General features: G+C 68.6%; 14 protein-coding genes and 3 pseudogenes. 8 read left to right on the top strand and 9 right to left on the bottom strand.

Annotation, left to right across the window (positions count from 1 at the left end):
• Positions 1–279 precede the first annotated feature (279 nt).
• On the bottom strand, positions 280–552 hold the full coding sequence (locus AC08OJ_RS13295; RefSeq protein ID WP_476595882.1) for a hypothetical protein: 273 nt from the start codon (positions 550–552) through the stop codon (positions 280–282).
• A 1,309-nt stretch (positions 553–1,861) separates the two neighbouring features.
• Here AC08OJ_RS13295 and AC08OJ_RS13300 point away from each other — a divergent pair.
• The 4 genes and pseudogenes from AC08OJ_RS13300 to AC08OJ_RS13315 all read left to right on the top strand — a co-directional run.
• Positions 1,862–2,578: pseudogene (locus tag AC08OJ_RS13300) on the top strand (ISAs1 family transposase); the annotation flags it as partial.
• A gap of 239 nt (positions 2,579–2,817) precedes the next feature.
• Positions 2,818–2,961, top strand: a pseudogene (locus AC08OJ_RS13305) (transposase); the annotation flags it as partial.
• Positions 2,962–3,248: 287 nt separating this feature from the next.
• A complete protein-coding gene (locus AC08OJ_RS13310) occupies positions 3,249–3,680 on the top strand; it encodes a PPOX class F420-dependent oxidoreductase (RefSeq protein ID WP_476593170.1) in 432 nt (143 codons plus the stop codon).
• Positions 3,681–3,794: 114 nt separating this feature from the next.
• Entirely contained in the window at positions 3,795–3,917 is a 123-nt protein-coding gene (locus AC08OJ_RS13315) for a hypothetical protein (protein WP_476593171.1), read from the top strand.
• On the opposite strand, the gene prpB is transcribed toward AC08OJ_RS13315, so the two are convergent.
• The gene (gene prpB, locus AC08OJ_RS13320) at positions 3,904–4,821 is read right to left on the bottom strand and encodes a methylisocitrate lyase (RefSeq protein ID WP_476593172.1); all 918 of its coding nucleotides are present in this window, start codon (positions 4,819–4,821) and stop codon (positions 3,904–3,906) included. The two genes, AC08OJ_RS13315 and prpB, sit on opposite strands and share 14 nt — an antisense overlap.
• A 12-nt stretch (positions 4,822–4,833) precedes the next feature.
• Positions 4,834–6,345 carry an MmgE/PrpD family protein gene (locus tag AC08OJ_RS13325; protein ID WP_476595883.1) on the bottom strand — a complete coding sequence of 504 codons (1,512 nt, stop codon included), beginning with the start codon at positions 6,343–6,345 and terminating at the stop codon, positions 4,834–4,836.
• A gap of 253 nt (positions 6,346–6,598) precedes the next feature.
• Here AC08OJ_RS13325 and AC08OJ_RS13330 point away from each other — a divergent pair, with 253 nt between their 5' ends.
• Positions 6,599–6,787, top strand: a complete 189-nt coding sequence (locus tag AC08OJ_RS13330; protein ID WP_462203489.1) for a hypothetical protein — start codon at positions 6,599–6,601, stop codon at positions 6,785–6,787.
• A gap of 76 nt (positions 6,788–6,863) precedes the next feature.
• Positions 6,864–7,115 (top strand): PIN domain-containing protein, encoded by a 252-nt coding sequence (locus tag AC08OJ_RS13335; protein WP_476593174.1) that lies wholly within the window; start codon positions 6,864–6,866, stop codon positions 7,113–7,115.
• Positions 7,116–7,300: 185 nt separating this feature from the next.
• Here the strand turns inward: AC08OJ_RS13335 and AC08OJ_RS13340 are convergent, their stop codons facing one another.
• From AC08OJ_RS13340 to AC08OJ_RS13350, 3 genes and pseudogenes are all read right to left on the bottom strand, one after another.
• On the bottom strand, positions 7,301–7,879 hold the full coding sequence (locus AC08OJ_RS13340) for a zinc-binding dehydrogenase (protein WP_476595885.1): 579 nt from the start codon (positions 7,877–7,879) through the stop codon (positions 7,301–7,303).
• 45 nt (positions 7,880–7,924) lie between these two features.
• Positions 7,925–8,014: pseudogene (locus tag AC08OJ_RS13345) on the bottom strand (hypothetical protein); the annotation flags it as partial.
• Positions 8,015–8,295: 281 nt separating this feature from the next.
• The gene (locus tag AC08OJ_RS13350; RefSeq protein ID WP_476593176.1) at positions 8,296–8,589 is read right to left on the bottom strand and encodes a hypothetical protein; all 294 of its coding nucleotides are present in this window, start codon (positions 8,587–8,589) and stop codon (positions 8,296–8,298) included.
• 289 nt (positions 8,590–8,878) lie between these two features.
• Between AC08OJ_RS13350 and AC08OJ_RS13355 the strand changes: the two genes are divergently transcribed.
• Positions 8,879–9,460 carry an NADPH-dependent FMN reductase gene (locus AC08OJ_RS13355; protein WP_476595886.1) on the top strand — a complete coding sequence of 194 codons (582 nt, stop codon included), beginning with the start codon at positions 8,879–8,881 and terminating at the stop codon, positions 9,458–9,460.
• 189 nt (positions 9,461–9,649) lie between these two features.
• Here the strand turns inward: AC08OJ_RS13355 and AC08OJ_RS13360 are convergent, their stop codons facing one another.
• Positions 9,650–10,933, bottom strand: a complete 1,284-nt coding sequence (locus AC08OJ_RS13360; protein ID WP_476595887.1) for an L-2-hydroxyglutarate oxidase — start codon at positions 10,931–10,933, stop codon at positions 9,650–9,652.
• Between the two features lie 152 nt (positions 10,934–11,085).
• Complete coding sequence (locus AC08OJ_RS13365) at positions 11,086–12,972, bottom strand: glycoside hydrolase family 15 protein (protein WP_476593179.1); 1,887 nt, start codon at positions 12,970–12,972, stop codon at positions 11,086–11,088.
• A gap of 398 nt (positions 12,973–13,370) precedes the next feature.
• On the opposite strand from AC08OJ_RS13365, the gene AC08OJ_RS13370 reads away from it, so the two are divergent.
• The gene (locus tag AC08OJ_RS13370) at positions 13,371–13,700 is read left to right on the top strand and encodes a hypothetical protein (protein WP_476595888.1); all 330 of its coding nucleotides are present in this window, start codon (positions 13,371–13,373) and stop codon (positions 13,698–13,700) included.
• Between the two features lie 11 nt (positions 13,701–13,711).
• Here the strand turns inward: AC08OJ_RS13370 and AC08OJ_RS13375 are convergent, their stop codons facing one another.
• Positions 13,712–14,179 carry a PGPGW domain-containing protein gene (locus AC08OJ_RS13375; protein WP_462203488.1) on the bottom strand — a complete coding sequence of 156 codons (468 nt, stop codon included), beginning with the start codon at positions 14,177–14,179 and terminating at the stop codon, positions 13,712–13,714.
• Positions 14,180–14,387: the final 208 nt, after the last annotated feature.

Genomic DNA, 14,387 nt, shown 5'->3' on the forward strand with positions numbered 1-14,387 from the left:
CACCAACCACACCCTCGCGAGCTTCCGGAACCTTGCCCTCGGAGTAATCTGCCTCAACAAGATCAGAAAGATAAAGGAAACCCTTGAGGGCATCGCCGCCGACCGCTGCAGAGCACTCCCACTCATTGTTACAGCATGTAGCGGATCAACGCGGTGAGCTACCTCACCGAAGCCCTGGGGTCGGATGTCGGCGGCGCGGGGCCGTCCTGCGGGCTTCCGCCGTCTGGCTGCCCCGCTCCGGCGCCTTCCCGAGTTCGCTGGTGACCTCCGCTGCGGACATCAGGACCGTGAGGTTCCCATTCCCTGGTTCTGCAGAGGCGGATGTGCTGGGGTTACCGGGAGCAGGCCCAGCGACCTCAGGATGCGTCCGGTGTCGGCCCCATCGATGATCATGTAGGAGTGGGGGCGCCGGGCGTCGTGGGCGTAGGAGTCCATCATGCCGACCACGCTCGGCTTGATCTGATGACAGTGTTGCAGCACGAGTAGCTCCGCGGGCTCGGTGAACAGCCGGTCGATCTGGTCGCCGTTCTTGCCCAGAGCCTTGACGTCCATGGCGCGAGGGTAGCCAGGCCCCTTGAACAGCCACGCGGCCGATACCTGGCGCCGGCGGGCGAACACCCGTGACGTGTAGAGATCGGATACCTACACGCGCCCTCGCCGCCGATCAAGGATGGCTCTACGCCAGCGGCCCGGTGAACCCGGGGCTCGGCGGCATGGTCGACACCGTCAGATGTTCTGAACGTTTGTTCGATCCGATTGATGATGTCTCGGTCGCCGCGATCATCGTGCATCACCCCTGGTCAGAGCCCGGGTAGCGACCGGTCGGACAGTGATTTCGGGGCCAGCAACCAAGATCAAACAGTTCGGATGTCGGTACGTAAGGTCCACCACGCAACGTGACGAACCGTCTGGCTTGGTCAAATAGGTAAACGCTATGAATTCTGTTGGTTGATCGGTTGGAAGGTGTCCAGGTCCAGAGGTTGATCGATTGGTTCGAGCCCCCAATTCAGTGCTCGAGGTCGACTACAAGGCGTAGCGGGGATAGGCGCGGCTGGTTGATGTATCTCGGCTGCCCTGTACTCACAGGCTGTCTCCGCTGGGAGTCGGAGAAGATCCAGACGGTCGGACGGGCCGCGCCGTATCAGGTTGAGGGAGAGGGTAGGGGCGCGAGTCGGAATGGCGACAGTGCTCGGGCCGTCTGCAATGGTTTTGTAACCTCATCGCGCCTTACGGCCCCAGATGCGGACGGGACGAGCCTCGCGTGAACGTGCGTGTCCGGAAGGAAAACCTGCTGGTCAGCGTGCGTCGTGCCGCTTTCGATAGATCGTCGGTGCGCCGGGGCTCGCGTGAGGTCCGCGCCCGTCTGGTCGCTGGGCCGCCGCACTGCTGCCATCTTCACGCCGGCCCGTGTTCCCGAATGCAGGCGACGTGCCCCCGCCGGGCGTGGGACAGTCTGCGGAGTGCGCCAGTCAAACTTGATCTAACGGGGTGATCATGTTGACGTGGAGTCCATCTGCGGCGTCCTCCGAGGTGGCAGTGTGGCCAGCTGGCCGGGGAAAACGCGACGGCGTCGACGGGAGACCTTTGTCGCCGCCCTAGTGCTGTCCCAGGGCTCCGGCACGTTGGGGATTTGACCGGTTAATCTCACCGGAAGGCTGATGATCTTTCTCGTGGTGGGGCCACGGTCGGGCCATGTGTCGCAGACAGAAAAGCAGGCACGCCGCTTGTAGATCACGCAGGTGTCTAACGTCTTCGTGGTCTGGGGTGCGGCGTGCCTGTGGGGGCATTGTCCCGTGTCGCGGCCGGTGTGGGGGCAGCCGGTGGCGTGTTGCGGGAGGAAATCTGGGAGCGCCTCGCCACGGTGCCGGATCCGCGTTCACCGCGGGGCCGGGTCTACCCGCTGCCGTGCCTGCTGGCGGTGTGGCTGTGCGCGCTGAGCGCGGCCGGCCATGACGCGGCCTGCGCGGTCGGGCAGTGGGTCGCCCGTGCGAGCCCGGCGGAGCTGGCCCGGTTACGGCTGCCGTTCGACCCGTTCACCGGCCGCCACCGGATACCCGACGAAGCGACACTGCGGCGGCTGCTGGCCCGGGTGGACCGCGACGCGCTCGCCGCCGCGCTGCTCGGCGACACCGCCCTCGTCCCAGCGGATGGATCACCCGCGGCGGTGGCGGTCGACGGGAAAACCAGCCGTGGCGCACACAGGGCCGACGGAACCCAGGTGCATCTGCTGGGCGTGGCGACCCACGGGACGGGGCTGCTCGCCGGCCAGGTCGAAGTCGACGCGAAAAGCAACGAAACAGCCGCGTTCCAACCGCTGCTGGGCGGGTTGGACCTGGCCGGGGTGACGGTCACGTTCGACGCGATGCACACCGTGCGGGCCAACCTCGACTGGCTCGTCACCGTCAAGAACGCCCACTACGTCGCGGTGGTGAAGGCCAACCAGCCCCTGCTACGAGCCCGCCTCGCCCGCCTGCCCTGGACCGACATCCCCACCGTCGAGATTACCCGCGACCACGGACACGGCCGTGACGAGACCCGCACGTTGAAGGTCGCCACCGTCGGGTTCCTCGACTTCCCGCACGCCGCCCAGGTCATCCGGATCATCCGGATCATCCGCTGGCGGCGGGTGAAAGGGCCGCAACCCCAGCCGCGAGACCGTCTACGTGATCACCGATCATTCTGCCAAGACTGCCAGCCCCGCTCTCCTGGCGGCCTACGCCCGCCGGCCGGCGCGACCACACCACCCCGACTGCCGCACTCGATCTCCACGGCTTTCCCTGACAAACGAATCAGACCGCGATCACGCCGGAGCCCTGCTTCACCTTCGCGACAAGCGTTCCGGTCTACTTCGCCGACCCGCATTCACCCTGGCAGCGGCCGACGAAAGAAAACACCAACGGATTTCTCCGTCAGTACTTTCCGAAATCTACCGACCTTTCTGGCTTCAGTCAAGCTGAACTTGGCTGGAATCCGCCCCTCTTTCCGGGACTAGTGATTTCGGCGGGGAATTGCGCGCACCCCTCCACGTCGGATCGCGATCGACGGGCGTGAGCCGCGTCCACGACCGGCGCGCCCGGGGCGGGCCGGACATCGACGCTTCCGCTGGCACATTGGTGTTGTCCTCGCTCCGCGGCGCCTGCAGCCCTCGGCAAGCCAGTCACGGCGGCGGCCCCCGGGCACTCAGGCCGAGGCGGGGTGGAGACCACCCCGAGAGCCGCCATACCTGTGTGCGGCACCATAATCGTCGTATGACTGGTTCGCCGTTCAGCCCGCGCGACCTGCTCGCGGGCAGCCGTCTCGGTGTACTCGCGACGATCAAGCAGGACGGCTTCCCCCAGTTGTCCCCCGTGATGCCCTACTATCACCGGGATGCGGGCGTCGTCTACGTGTCGACGAGCGAGGGGACGGCCAAAGTCCTGAACCTGCGCAGGAATCCGCGCGCCGCGTTGGAGGTCACCAGCCCCGACGGCTGGTCGTGGGCCACCGCCGAAGGCACCGTCACCGTGACCGGCCCGGGAACCGACCCGAACGGACCCGAGGTGCAAGCCCTGGTCGACTACTACCGCATCGCCGCGGGCGATCACCCGGACTGGGAGGAGTACCGGGTGACAATGGTCTCCGGTCGCCGCGTCCTGCTCACCCTCAAGGTCGACCGCGTCTACGGCGATAAGGTCAACTGATCTGCCCAGTCCGTTTTCTAACGCCGATTTCCACGCAGGAGGTTCGGCGCAACCTCTCAGGCGTACTCGAAGCGCAGGGTCCGTCCGTTCCAGCACGGGATGACAGTGTCGGGGATGGCGGCCTTGCGTGGGGCCGTCGACACGCTGGTGGCGGACGACCAGTTGGCGGACCGCGACGCACCTGGGGCAGTCGTGCGTTTCTCCCGGTACGTCGGCGGCGTCGCTACGACCATTTGACCCCGCCGTTGAAGATCTCGCTGTCGAAGGCATTGTAGTCGGCGTAGTCGATCAGTTCGTAGAGCCGGGCCCGGTGCTGCATCCGGTCGGTCAGCCCGGCCTGGGTGCCTTCGTCGCGGATGCGGCGCAGGCCGTCCTCGACGGCGCCCATCGCCAGCCGTAGCAGGGTCACCGGGTAGATGACGAGGTTGACGCCGACCGACTCCAGCTGCGCGACGGTGAACAGCGCGCTTTTGCCGAACTCGGTCATGTTCGCCAGGATCGGCACGTCCACGGCCTTGCGGATGGCCGCGAACTCGTCGAGGTCGGTCATCGCCTCCGGGAAGATCATGTCTGCGCCCGCGTCGACGTAGGCCCTTGCCCGGTCGGCCGCGGCGTTGAGGCCCTCGACCGCGCGGGCGTCGGTCCTGGCGCAGAGGACGAAGTTCGGGTCGCGGCGCGCCGCGACGGCCGCGCGGATCCGCCGGACCATCTCCTCGGTGGGGACGACCGACTTGCCATCGAGATGGCCGCAGCGTTTCGGGTTGACCTGGTCTTCGAGGTGGCAGCCGGCGAGGCCGGCATCCTCCAGCATCTGGATGGTGCGGGCGACGTTCATCGGTTCGCCGAAGCCGGTGTCGGCGTCGACGATCGCCGGCAGGTCGGTGACCCGGGCGATCGCGCCAGACCGCCCGGCAACCTCGGTCAGGGTCGTCAGCCCGATGTCGGGTAGGCCGAGGTCGGCCGACAGCACCGCGCCCGAGACGTACACCCCGTCGAACCCGAGCTCCTGGATCAGCAGCGCGGACAGCGGGTTGAACGCGCCGGGGAAGCGCAGCAACCCGCCGCCCGCGCTCTGGGAGCGGGCCAACGCCTCGCGCAGGGCGATCCTGCGCTCGGCCGCCAGCGTCTTCGCGTACAGCATCGGTCCTCCCCTCTAGAACAGGCCGGTGACCGAGTCGGTCGAAAGCGGCCAGTCAGGCACCAGGGTCAGCTCGCCGAGCTCGTCGGGCCGCAACTCCGGCAGCCGCACCGCCGCGTCGAGGAAGCGGTCCTGCTCGTCGGTCGGCACGACGCCCTCGGCCAGCCGGCGGAACTTCGCGACATACTCGGCCCGTCCGAACGGCCGGGCGCCCAGCGGATGGGCGTCGGCGACGGCGATCTCGTCCGCGACGACGGAGCCGTCGGCCAGGGTGACGACGACCCGGCCGCCGAACGCCTTCTCGGCCGGGTCGGTCGCGTGGTAGCGGCGGGTCCACTCCGGGTCCTCGACCGTGGTGATCTTCTGCCACAGCTCGACGGTGTCCGGCCGGGCGGCGCGCTCGGGCGCGTAGGACCGCTCGTGGTGCCAGTCCCGGTCCTGCAGCGCGACGGCGAAGATGTAGGGGATCGAGTGGTCGAGGGTCTCGCGGCTGGCCTTCGGGTCGTACTTCTGCGGGTCGTTCGCACCCGAGCCGATCACGTAGTGGGTGTGGTGGCTGGTGTGGATCACGATCGACCGCATCGTCGCCAGGCTGTCGCCGAGGCGCGGGCCGAGCCGGCGGGCCAGGTCGATGAACGCCTGGCTCTGGTACTCGGCCGAGTGCTCTTTGGTGTAGGTGTCGAGGATGCCGAGCTTGGGCTCGCCGGGGCCGGGCAGTCCGACGACGTACTGCGCCGCCGCGCCGTCGAGCATCCAGGCGATCACCCCGTCTTCACCCTCGTAGATCGGCGAGGGCGCGCCCTCGCCCCGCATCGCCCGGTCTACGGCCTCAACGGCGATCTTTCCGGCGAACGCCGGGGCGTAGGCTTTCCAGCTGGAAATCTCGCCCTTGCGGGACTGCCTGGTCGTCGTCGTGGTGTGCAGCGCCTGACCGACCGCCTGGTAGACGGTCTCGGTCGGCAGGCCGAGCAGCGTGCCGATACCGGCCGCGGCCGATGGGCCGAGGTGCGCGATGTGATCGATCTTGTGCTTGTGTAGGCAGATCGCGCGGACCAGAGCCACCAGGATCTCGTAGCCGGTGGCGAAGCCGCGCAGCAGGTCGCGCCCGCCGAGCCCGGCGTGCTGCGCCGCCGCGAGGATCGGCGGGATGTTGTCGCCGGGATGCGAGTAGTCGGCGGCGAGGAACGTGTCGTGGAAGTCGAGCTCACGCACGGCGACACCGTTCGCCCACGCCGCCCATTCGGGCGAGACCCTGGTCTCGGGCGGCAGGCCGAAGACGGTGGCGCCGGCGCGGCCGGCCGGCGGGGCGTGCCGCAGCGCCTGCTCCCGCGCCGCCGTTACCGGCTTGCGAGCTAGGGACGCCGCAGCCACCCCGGCGTTGTCGATCACACGGTTGATGGCCATCTCGGTGACCTCCAGGGTCACCTCCACCGGATCGGACGCGACCGCGGCGATCTTCCAGGCGAGCTGCTCCTCGCGGGCCAGCCGCTCCTCGCTGCGGTAGACACGCACCTTGTGCTCGATCATGCGGTCCTTCTTCTCCTCGGGTCGCGTTTCCGCACGCAAGCTCGAACATTCGCATGCGGTCGAACGACCGGTCCAGGCAGCTACGAGGTCCTCACGGTCAAGCAGCCGTACCCGAACGGCAAGCCCGAGTCGTACGTGCTGGTGCGTTGCGGCGCGCCCGCGCCGGCCCTGACCGGGGACCTCGCCAAGGCGCAGCGGCGACGCTGCCCTCGTCAACGCCGTCATCACAGCCACGGAAGCCAGAACCCAGGCGCTGCTCGAAGCCGGCGTGCCCGGCACCGGAACCGCCTCCGATGCCCTCGTCGTGTGCTGCCCAGACGGCCCCGTCAACGGCCCCCCTGCCGTCCACGGCGCTGAAGCTGGGCCCGTCGCGACGCGATGCCCTCCGAGGACAAGATCAGCCGGCTGCGGCAGCTCATCCGCCGTGTCGAGAACGATCTGAGCACCCTCGACGCCGACGACCGCGCCCAGATCGAGGAGGCCATCTACAACGAGCGGCCCCGGAAGCATCGGGACGCGTGCCGCGGGTATTGGACCGGATGTACCGCCTGGAAATCGATGCCCACGTGCGCACCGTCGCGGCCGCCTTCGATGACCCGCTCCTGCGGTCTCTCGATGCCATTCACCTCGCTACCGCCCTTCGGCTGTCCGACGAGAACGACACCCGGTTGGAGGCGTTCGTCACCTACGACAAGCGCCTTCTCGAAGCGGCGCGCCGAGCCGATCTCCCGACCGCGTCGCCGGGCCCGCACTCTGCTGCGGGGCGGTGATCGTCCCGCCCGCTCCACGGCCGGCACGCCTTGAACGAGCCTTCTGGGCCCAGCTCTCCAGCATCGGTGCCGAACGGAACGCAGACGCAGGGTAAGCGGTGGAGACGGGCCTCCCACCAGAAATATGGAACGCATGTTCGACTCGTCGGCGTCGCCGCCCGTCGCGACGCGGATGGGGGGGCAGGTCATGCGGGGGTCAGTACGACCTTGCCTCGGCCGTGGCTGGTGCCGACGTCGCGGTGGGCGTCGGCGGCGCGCTCCAGCGGGTAGGCCTGGCGTAGCCCGATCTTCAGCTGTCCTCGTGTGTACAGCCCGACCAGCTCCGAGAGTCGTGCCGCGGAGCGTTTTCTGCCTAGCCAGCGGACGCCGAGTTCCTGGTAGAGGTCGAAGGCGACGATGGTGCCAATGCGGTGCCGGTCCGGGACGAGTTCGACTGCGGCGCGTAGTCCGTCGGCGCCGGCGGCGTCCAGGCTGGCGGTTACTCCGTTGGGGGCGAGGGCACGTACGCGGTCGACGAGGCCGTCGCCGTAGGCGACGGGGGTGGCGCCGAGGGAGCGTAGGTAGCTGGCGGTGCCGATCACGGTGGCGCCGGCGAGCGTTGCGAGTTGGACGGCGATGGTGCCGACGGCGCCGGCGGCGGCGTGGATGAGGAAGGTGTCGCCTGAGCCGATCTTGAGTTTCTCGACGGCGGTGTGGGCGGTTTGTCCGGCGCCGGAGAGTCCGCCGGCGATCTGTGCGGGCAGTGCGGCGGGTCTGGGTACCACCTGGTCGGTGGGGACGACCAGGTATTCCGCGTAGCAGCCCAGGGAACGGAAGCCGAGGACTTCGTCGCCGGTGGTGATGCCGGTGACGTCCGGGCCGGTCAGGTCGACGGTACCGGCGAACTCGTTGCCGAGTATCTGGGGACGGCTGAGTTCGACGCCGGGGGGGTATCCAGCCCTCGCGGGTCGCCAGGTCGACTGGCTGGACGCCGGCGGCCCGTACCCGTACTCGGATCTCGCCGGGGCCGGGTTCGGGCTGGGGCAGTTCGACGAGTTGGAGGACGTTGGGTGGGCCGGGGTCGAAGAATGCGGCGTCTTTCATCGGTTCCACTCTCCTGTCGGGTTGCTCCGCGCCTCGGCGCGGAGGTGGGGTTTCTGCCGCGTGGCAGCGCGGACATGGGTTTTCCGTACCGGTCTGGTTACCCGTCGGTGACGGGGGCGCCGTGGTCGGCAGGGGTGGGGTGTTCCCGCGTTGTCGCCGTCTTCTTCTCACGGATGGTCGCTGAGATGGTCATGGTCATCAGGTAGGCGCTGGTGATCCATGCCTGGGCGGCGAGCCCGTGCAGCGAGTCCGCCACGGTCCGGGTGGCGGTCGCCATGATCGTCATGTCCAGCGCGGACATGAACACACCGGTGAGGAGCCCGAAGAGGACCACCCGGGTAGTCGTCCGGCTGAGTTCCGGCCCCTCCGCAGGCGCGGCCAGCGCTGACATCCTTGCTCTCCCTCGAAGCGCCCTGCTGCATCCGGTGACGAGGTGGTGACACGTAAAGTCTGCAACCTCAACCAAAGTTGAGGTCAACGGAGTCGAGAGATGACGTAGTGGGTCGCGCTGCCGGTCGGCCCGCGCGGAGTCGTTCACCGCCGCCCGCATAGCACCCGCATGAATGCGTGGCCCACCGGCCGGGAGACGACCTTGACTTCAATCATGGTTGAGGTTTTAGAGTTCCGGGCGCCTGCTGGCGAGAGCGGATCTCGCCGATTCGCGGAATGAGAGGACTTTCATGCTCGATCAGCCCATCAACCTCGCGGTAGTTATTGGAAGCAACAGGGTGGGACGTTTCGCCCCGGTGGTCGCCCAGTGGTTCACCAAGCAGGTATCCGACCACGATTCGATCGTCACGAATGTCGTCGACCTCGACGACGTCAGGCTGCCGGAGAGGCTGGGTACCTCCAACGGTCCAGAAGTCGCGGAACTGGCGGACGTCACCCGGCAGCTTGCCGCGGCCGACGCCTTCGTCGTGATCACCCTCGAGTACAACCACAGTTATCCGGCCGTTCTCAAGAATGTCATCGACTGGCATTACACCGAGTGGCAGGCGAAGCCGGTGGGTTTCGTTTCCTACGGCGGCCAGGCGGGCGGCCTGCGCGCGGTGGAGCACCTGCGCCAGGTCTTCGCCGAGTTGCACGCGGTCACCATCCGCGATACGGTCAGCTTCCACGGTGCCTGGGCCCAGTTCCACGCCGACGGCACGCCCAAGGATCCCGAAGGCTGCAACACCGCTGCCCAGACCTTGATCAGGCAACTCGAGTGGTGGGCGGTCGCGCTCGCGGAGGCCAGGGAGAAGCGTCCCTACACGGTGTGAACGGCAGCCTCACGCGGGGGCGGAATCAGGCGGTCATAGCGACGCGTGTTTCGCCAGCAAATCGTTGAAAACCTCGACCGGCTTCGCCCATCCCAGCGTCTACCGTGGCCTGGTGGGTGGCCGCGTCGGGTTTGATGCACGGGTTGCCGCGGGATTGTCAATCTCGGGCTTGTCGGTTTCTCGGGCCCGTCAGCCGGCCCGTTCGGGAACGATTTTGCTGACGATGTGCTCAGCGATCGCCAACGACGCCGTCGCGCCGGGAGACGGCGCGTTACGGACATGCACGACCCGCCCGTTGTGGGACAGGACGAAGTCGTCGACGAGGCTACCGTCGCGGGCGACGGCCTGGGCCCGGACTCCCGCGGGGCCGCGAACCACGTCGGTGGCCCGCAGGTCGGGGACATAGCGCCGGGCCTCGGCGACGAAGGCCCGCTTGCTCGCCGTGCGCAGCATCTCCTTGGCGCCGGTCTTCCAGTGGGTCTTCGCCATCTTGTGGAACCCCGGCCAGGCGAGCGTCCGTCGCAGGTCGGTGCCCTGGACGGTGCCGACCGTGTACCCCTCTCGGGCAGTGGCCAGCACCGCGTTCGGCCCGACCAGGATCTCCCCGTCGATGCGCTTGGTGAGATGGATGCCGAGGAAGGGATATCGCGGATCCGGAACCGGATAGATCAGCCCATGGACGAGGCCACGCCGCTCGGGGCGCAGCAGCCAGTAGTCGCCCCGGAAGGGAACGATCTGCGGGGAGGCGTCCTCACCGGTCAGCGTCGCCACCAGGTCCGACTGCAGCCCGGCACAGGAGATCAGCAGGTCGAACGGCCCGACGCTTTCGGAGACGACGGCGACCCGGCCACCGTCGCGGGACGCTAGCTCGTGATTGCCGTTGGGTCGCGCGCGCGCGGTTCCGGCGACCGTGAGGCGGAGGTGGACGCCGGCTGGGCGATCCTCCACCCCGATCACCTCGGCTCCGGTGCGCACGGCCCCGCCAGCGGCGACGATCTCGGTACGCAGGGCCCGCGTGACCCCGGGATAGTCGATGATGGCGGTGGTGGGTGAGTGCAGGGCGGCGACCCCGCGGGCGTGGGGTTCGACGGACCGCAGCTCGTCGGCGTCGAGCATCCGGGTCCGCGGTACGCCGTTCGCCGCCGCCCGCTTCTCGATTTCGGCCAACCGTTCGAGCTCGCTGTTGTCGATGGCGACCACGATCTTGCCGCACTCGTCGTACCGGATGCGGTGCGTGGCGCAGAACTCCCGCAGCAGCCCGACCCCACGGCGGCACAGGGTCGCTTTGAGCGAGCCTGGGACGTAGTAGAGACCGGTGTGGACGACGCCGCTGTTGCGGCCGGTCTGATGCCGGGCGATGTCCTGTTCCTTCTCGAACACCGTCACGGCCGATCCCGGTTCGACCTGCCCGAGCCGACGGGCGACCGCCAGCCCGAGAATTCCACCGCCGATCACCGCGATGCGACCTGCCACGCCCGTCCCCTGCCCGTCCGTCGAAAGCGTGAATCCCGATCACGCCGATCGTACGAATCCAGTATCGGCGTGCACGGTATGTTACGAGCCGGTAGTCAGCCCGGTAGTCAGCCCGGTAGTCAGCCCGGTAGCCAGCCGGGTGTCCCGCGGGCTCAGCCGAAGAAGTGGCCGGGCGGGTGGGCCCGGTCGGTGCGCGAGCGCGGTGTGCCGCGCAGCGCGTCGGTGAGCGTCCGCGCGGTGTTGACCAGGGGGACGTGGCTGAACGCCTGCGGGAAGTTACCCGTCATCCGGCCCAGCCTGGGGTCGTACTCCTCCGCGAGGAGCCCGACGTCGTTACGCAACGACAGCAGGCGTTCGAACAGCTCCTGAGCCTCGTGGACCCGCCCGGACAGGGCGTAGTTGTCGGCCAACCAGAAGGTGCAGGCCAGGAAGGCGCCCTCGCCCGCGGGCAGTCCGTCGACCGCGCCGTCCTCGGCCGTCGGATACCGCAGGACGAACCCGTCCTCCATCAGCTCCCGCTCGATGGCGGCGACTGTTCCCACGGCGCGGGGGTCGGTGGCGGGCAGGAACCCCACCAGCGGCATGTACAGCAGCGCCGCGTCGAGTTCTTTGGAGCCGTAGAACTGGGTGAAGGTGTTGCGTTCGGAGTCGAACCCGCGGGTGCAGACCTCCGTGTGGATCTCGTCCCGCAGCGCCGACCAGCGGTCGACGGGGCCCGGTAGCCGGGACTCGACGATCCCGCGTACCGCCCGGTCGGCCGCGACCCAGGCCATCACCTTCGAGTGGACGAAGTGGCGGCGGGGGCCGCGTACCTCCCAGATGCCCTCGTCGGTCTTCCGCCAGCCGGTCTCGAGGAAGTCCATCAGCTTGGTCTGCAGCGGCCAGGAGTCGTCCGCATGGCTCTCGGTGATGGTCTGCCCGCCGGGGAGCGCTAGCCCGGGCACGGGCTGGCGACGGTTGGCGACCGCGACCCGCGCGACATGCAGGGCGTCGAGGACCTCGCCGTAGACGTCGAGCTGGAACTGGTCGACGGCGGCGTTGCCGACCCGCACCGGGGCGGAGTTCTCGTACCCCGGTAGCCACGGGATCTCGTATTCGGGCAGCCGGCGTTCCCCGGCCACGCCGTACATGATCTGTACCCGGGAGGGGTCGCCGGCGACCGCGCGCAGCAGCCACTCCCGCCAGGCGGTTGCCTCGCTGGTGAACCCGGCGTCGAGCAGGGCGAGCAGCGTGATCGTCGCGTCCCGCAGCCAGCAGTACCGGTAGTCCCAGTTGCGCACGCCGCCGATGTGTTCCGGCAGCGAGGTCGTGACGGCGGCGACGATCCCTCCGGTCGGGGCGTAGGTGAGCGCCTTGAGGGTGATCAGCGACCGGCGGACGGCCGGCTGCCACTGGCCGTCGTAGGTGCAGCCCGCCATCCAGGCCGACCACCACGCCTCGGTGAGGGTGATCATGCGCCGGACGTCGTGGGACGGCGGGGGAGTCTGGTGGGAGGGGGTCCAGGTCAGCGAGAACGGTACCGACTGGCCGGCGGCGACGTGGAAGTCGGCGTAGGTGGCCATGTCGTGCCCCTCCACCGGGGCGGTTGTCCGCAGGGTGACCGCATCCGGCCCGGCCACCGCCGACATGGTGTGCTCGTCCACCCGGCGGACCCACGGCACGATGGAGCCGTAGTCGAAGCGGAACCGGGTCTCCGATCGGAGGTGGACCGCACCCTCGAGGCATTCGACCAGGCGGAGCACGGTGTGCGTGCCGGCGCGGGGGAACATCGCGTCGACGATGCGCACGGTGCCGGACGCGGTCGTCATGTCCGTCTCCAGCACCAGCGTGTCGCCCCGGTAGCGCCGGCTGATGCCCAGGACCGGCTCGACGGGCGCGATCTTCCAGTGGCCGGCCTCGGAGTCGCCGAGCAGGGCGGCGAAGCACGACGGCGAGTCGAATCGGGGCAGGCACAACCAGTCGATCGACCCAGTGCGCGACACGAGCGCCGCGGAGTGGGTGTCGCCGATCAGCGCGTAGTCCTCGATCAGGGATGGCACGACCTGTTCCTCGCTCCCATGGTCCACTGGTTGTGATCATCGTTGGATCGATGATCGTCGGATAATTGATGATCATCGGGGTCGATGTCATCGGGGTCGCCCGCCGTTGGGCGCGATCGCGGGCACAGCGCCGCCGGTCGACGGTGAACCGGTACGAGCACGCCGCGCAGCGGTGGGCCGGCGGTTACCCGTGGCGGAGGTCGCTAAGCCTCATGAGGGCGTTTACCTTACGGACCCGCTCGGCGGACTACGTTGGGGGTCCGGTCATGGCGGTGCTCCAGTCGTCGTCCGGACCAGATTTCCTTCCCCGATGTGACAGGACTCACCACGTGGCCCCATCGTCGTCACCTGCTGTCACCCGTGCCGCTCGCTACCTGGCCGACCCTCGGCGCCAGACGATGGTTGTCGTGGCGGTACTCGCCACCATCGGCCTGATCGTCTTCGGGATCTACGCGACGTTGGACGGGCCGCCGCCGCAACAGGAGGCCGTCGTGTACTTCGCCCCGGGAGCCACCGAGGCGCAGAAGGACGCGGTGCGCGCCGCGTGCCCCTCGGTGGGCAGGGCCATCCAGCTGCCGAAGGACCGCAACCAGCTGGCCACCAGCCGGATCTATCCGCTGCGGTACGACGTTGCGAAGGCGTCGACCGTCGACCGCGCGGCCCTGTACAAGTGCGTGTACGCCCAGCCGCACGTACTCGGGATCAGTCAGGTCACCCAGGGCCAGTAGACCTTCGCCCATCAGGATCGACTCTTCTCCGGCTCCCGTTGGGCGAGGAGTTCGGCGGGCGTGGGCCGGCCGGCATCGCGGGCCTCCTTCGCCTGCCAGAGACTCACGATCATGGTGGTCAGGATGACGAGCCCACTGAGGATCAGGCTTCCGCCGGACCACCCGGAGGACGCGGGAAGGGTGTCGACCACGATCCACGCGATTCCCGCGGCGATCATCCCCAGCGCGAACAGAATCGTGAACGCCGACGAGAACCGGTTCGCGGCCGCCTGATCGGCGAGGTCGGCGGCCTTGCGCCGGGCCTGCTCGAAACGGCCGCGCGCCCACTCGTACTCCAGGCTCAGGATGAAGAACCCGAGCGCCACGACGAGGAATCCCGGGCCCGGCAGCGCCAACATCGCGATCCCGAGGCCGAGGACGCCGAGACCCAGCACGGTCAGGGCGATCCGGCGGAACAGGCGGGCGCTTCGGGTCAGCACGTCGGGTAACCCTCCTGAGCGGATCGTGGACGGGGCGGGAGTGTCCTCTGGGACGGTGCTCTACTGCGACGCTCTTCCGTCATAACGCATCACGCAAGAACATCGTGGCGGGGATCTCCTCGACCTCCTCGACCGATACGTGTCGTGATGCCGACATGCCGACGGGGTGCGGGGATTCGCGGCTCCGCGGGGGTAGGGCCGGGCGGGC

The sequence above is a fragment of the Frankia sp. CgKIO3 genome (genome assembly GCF_977946435.1).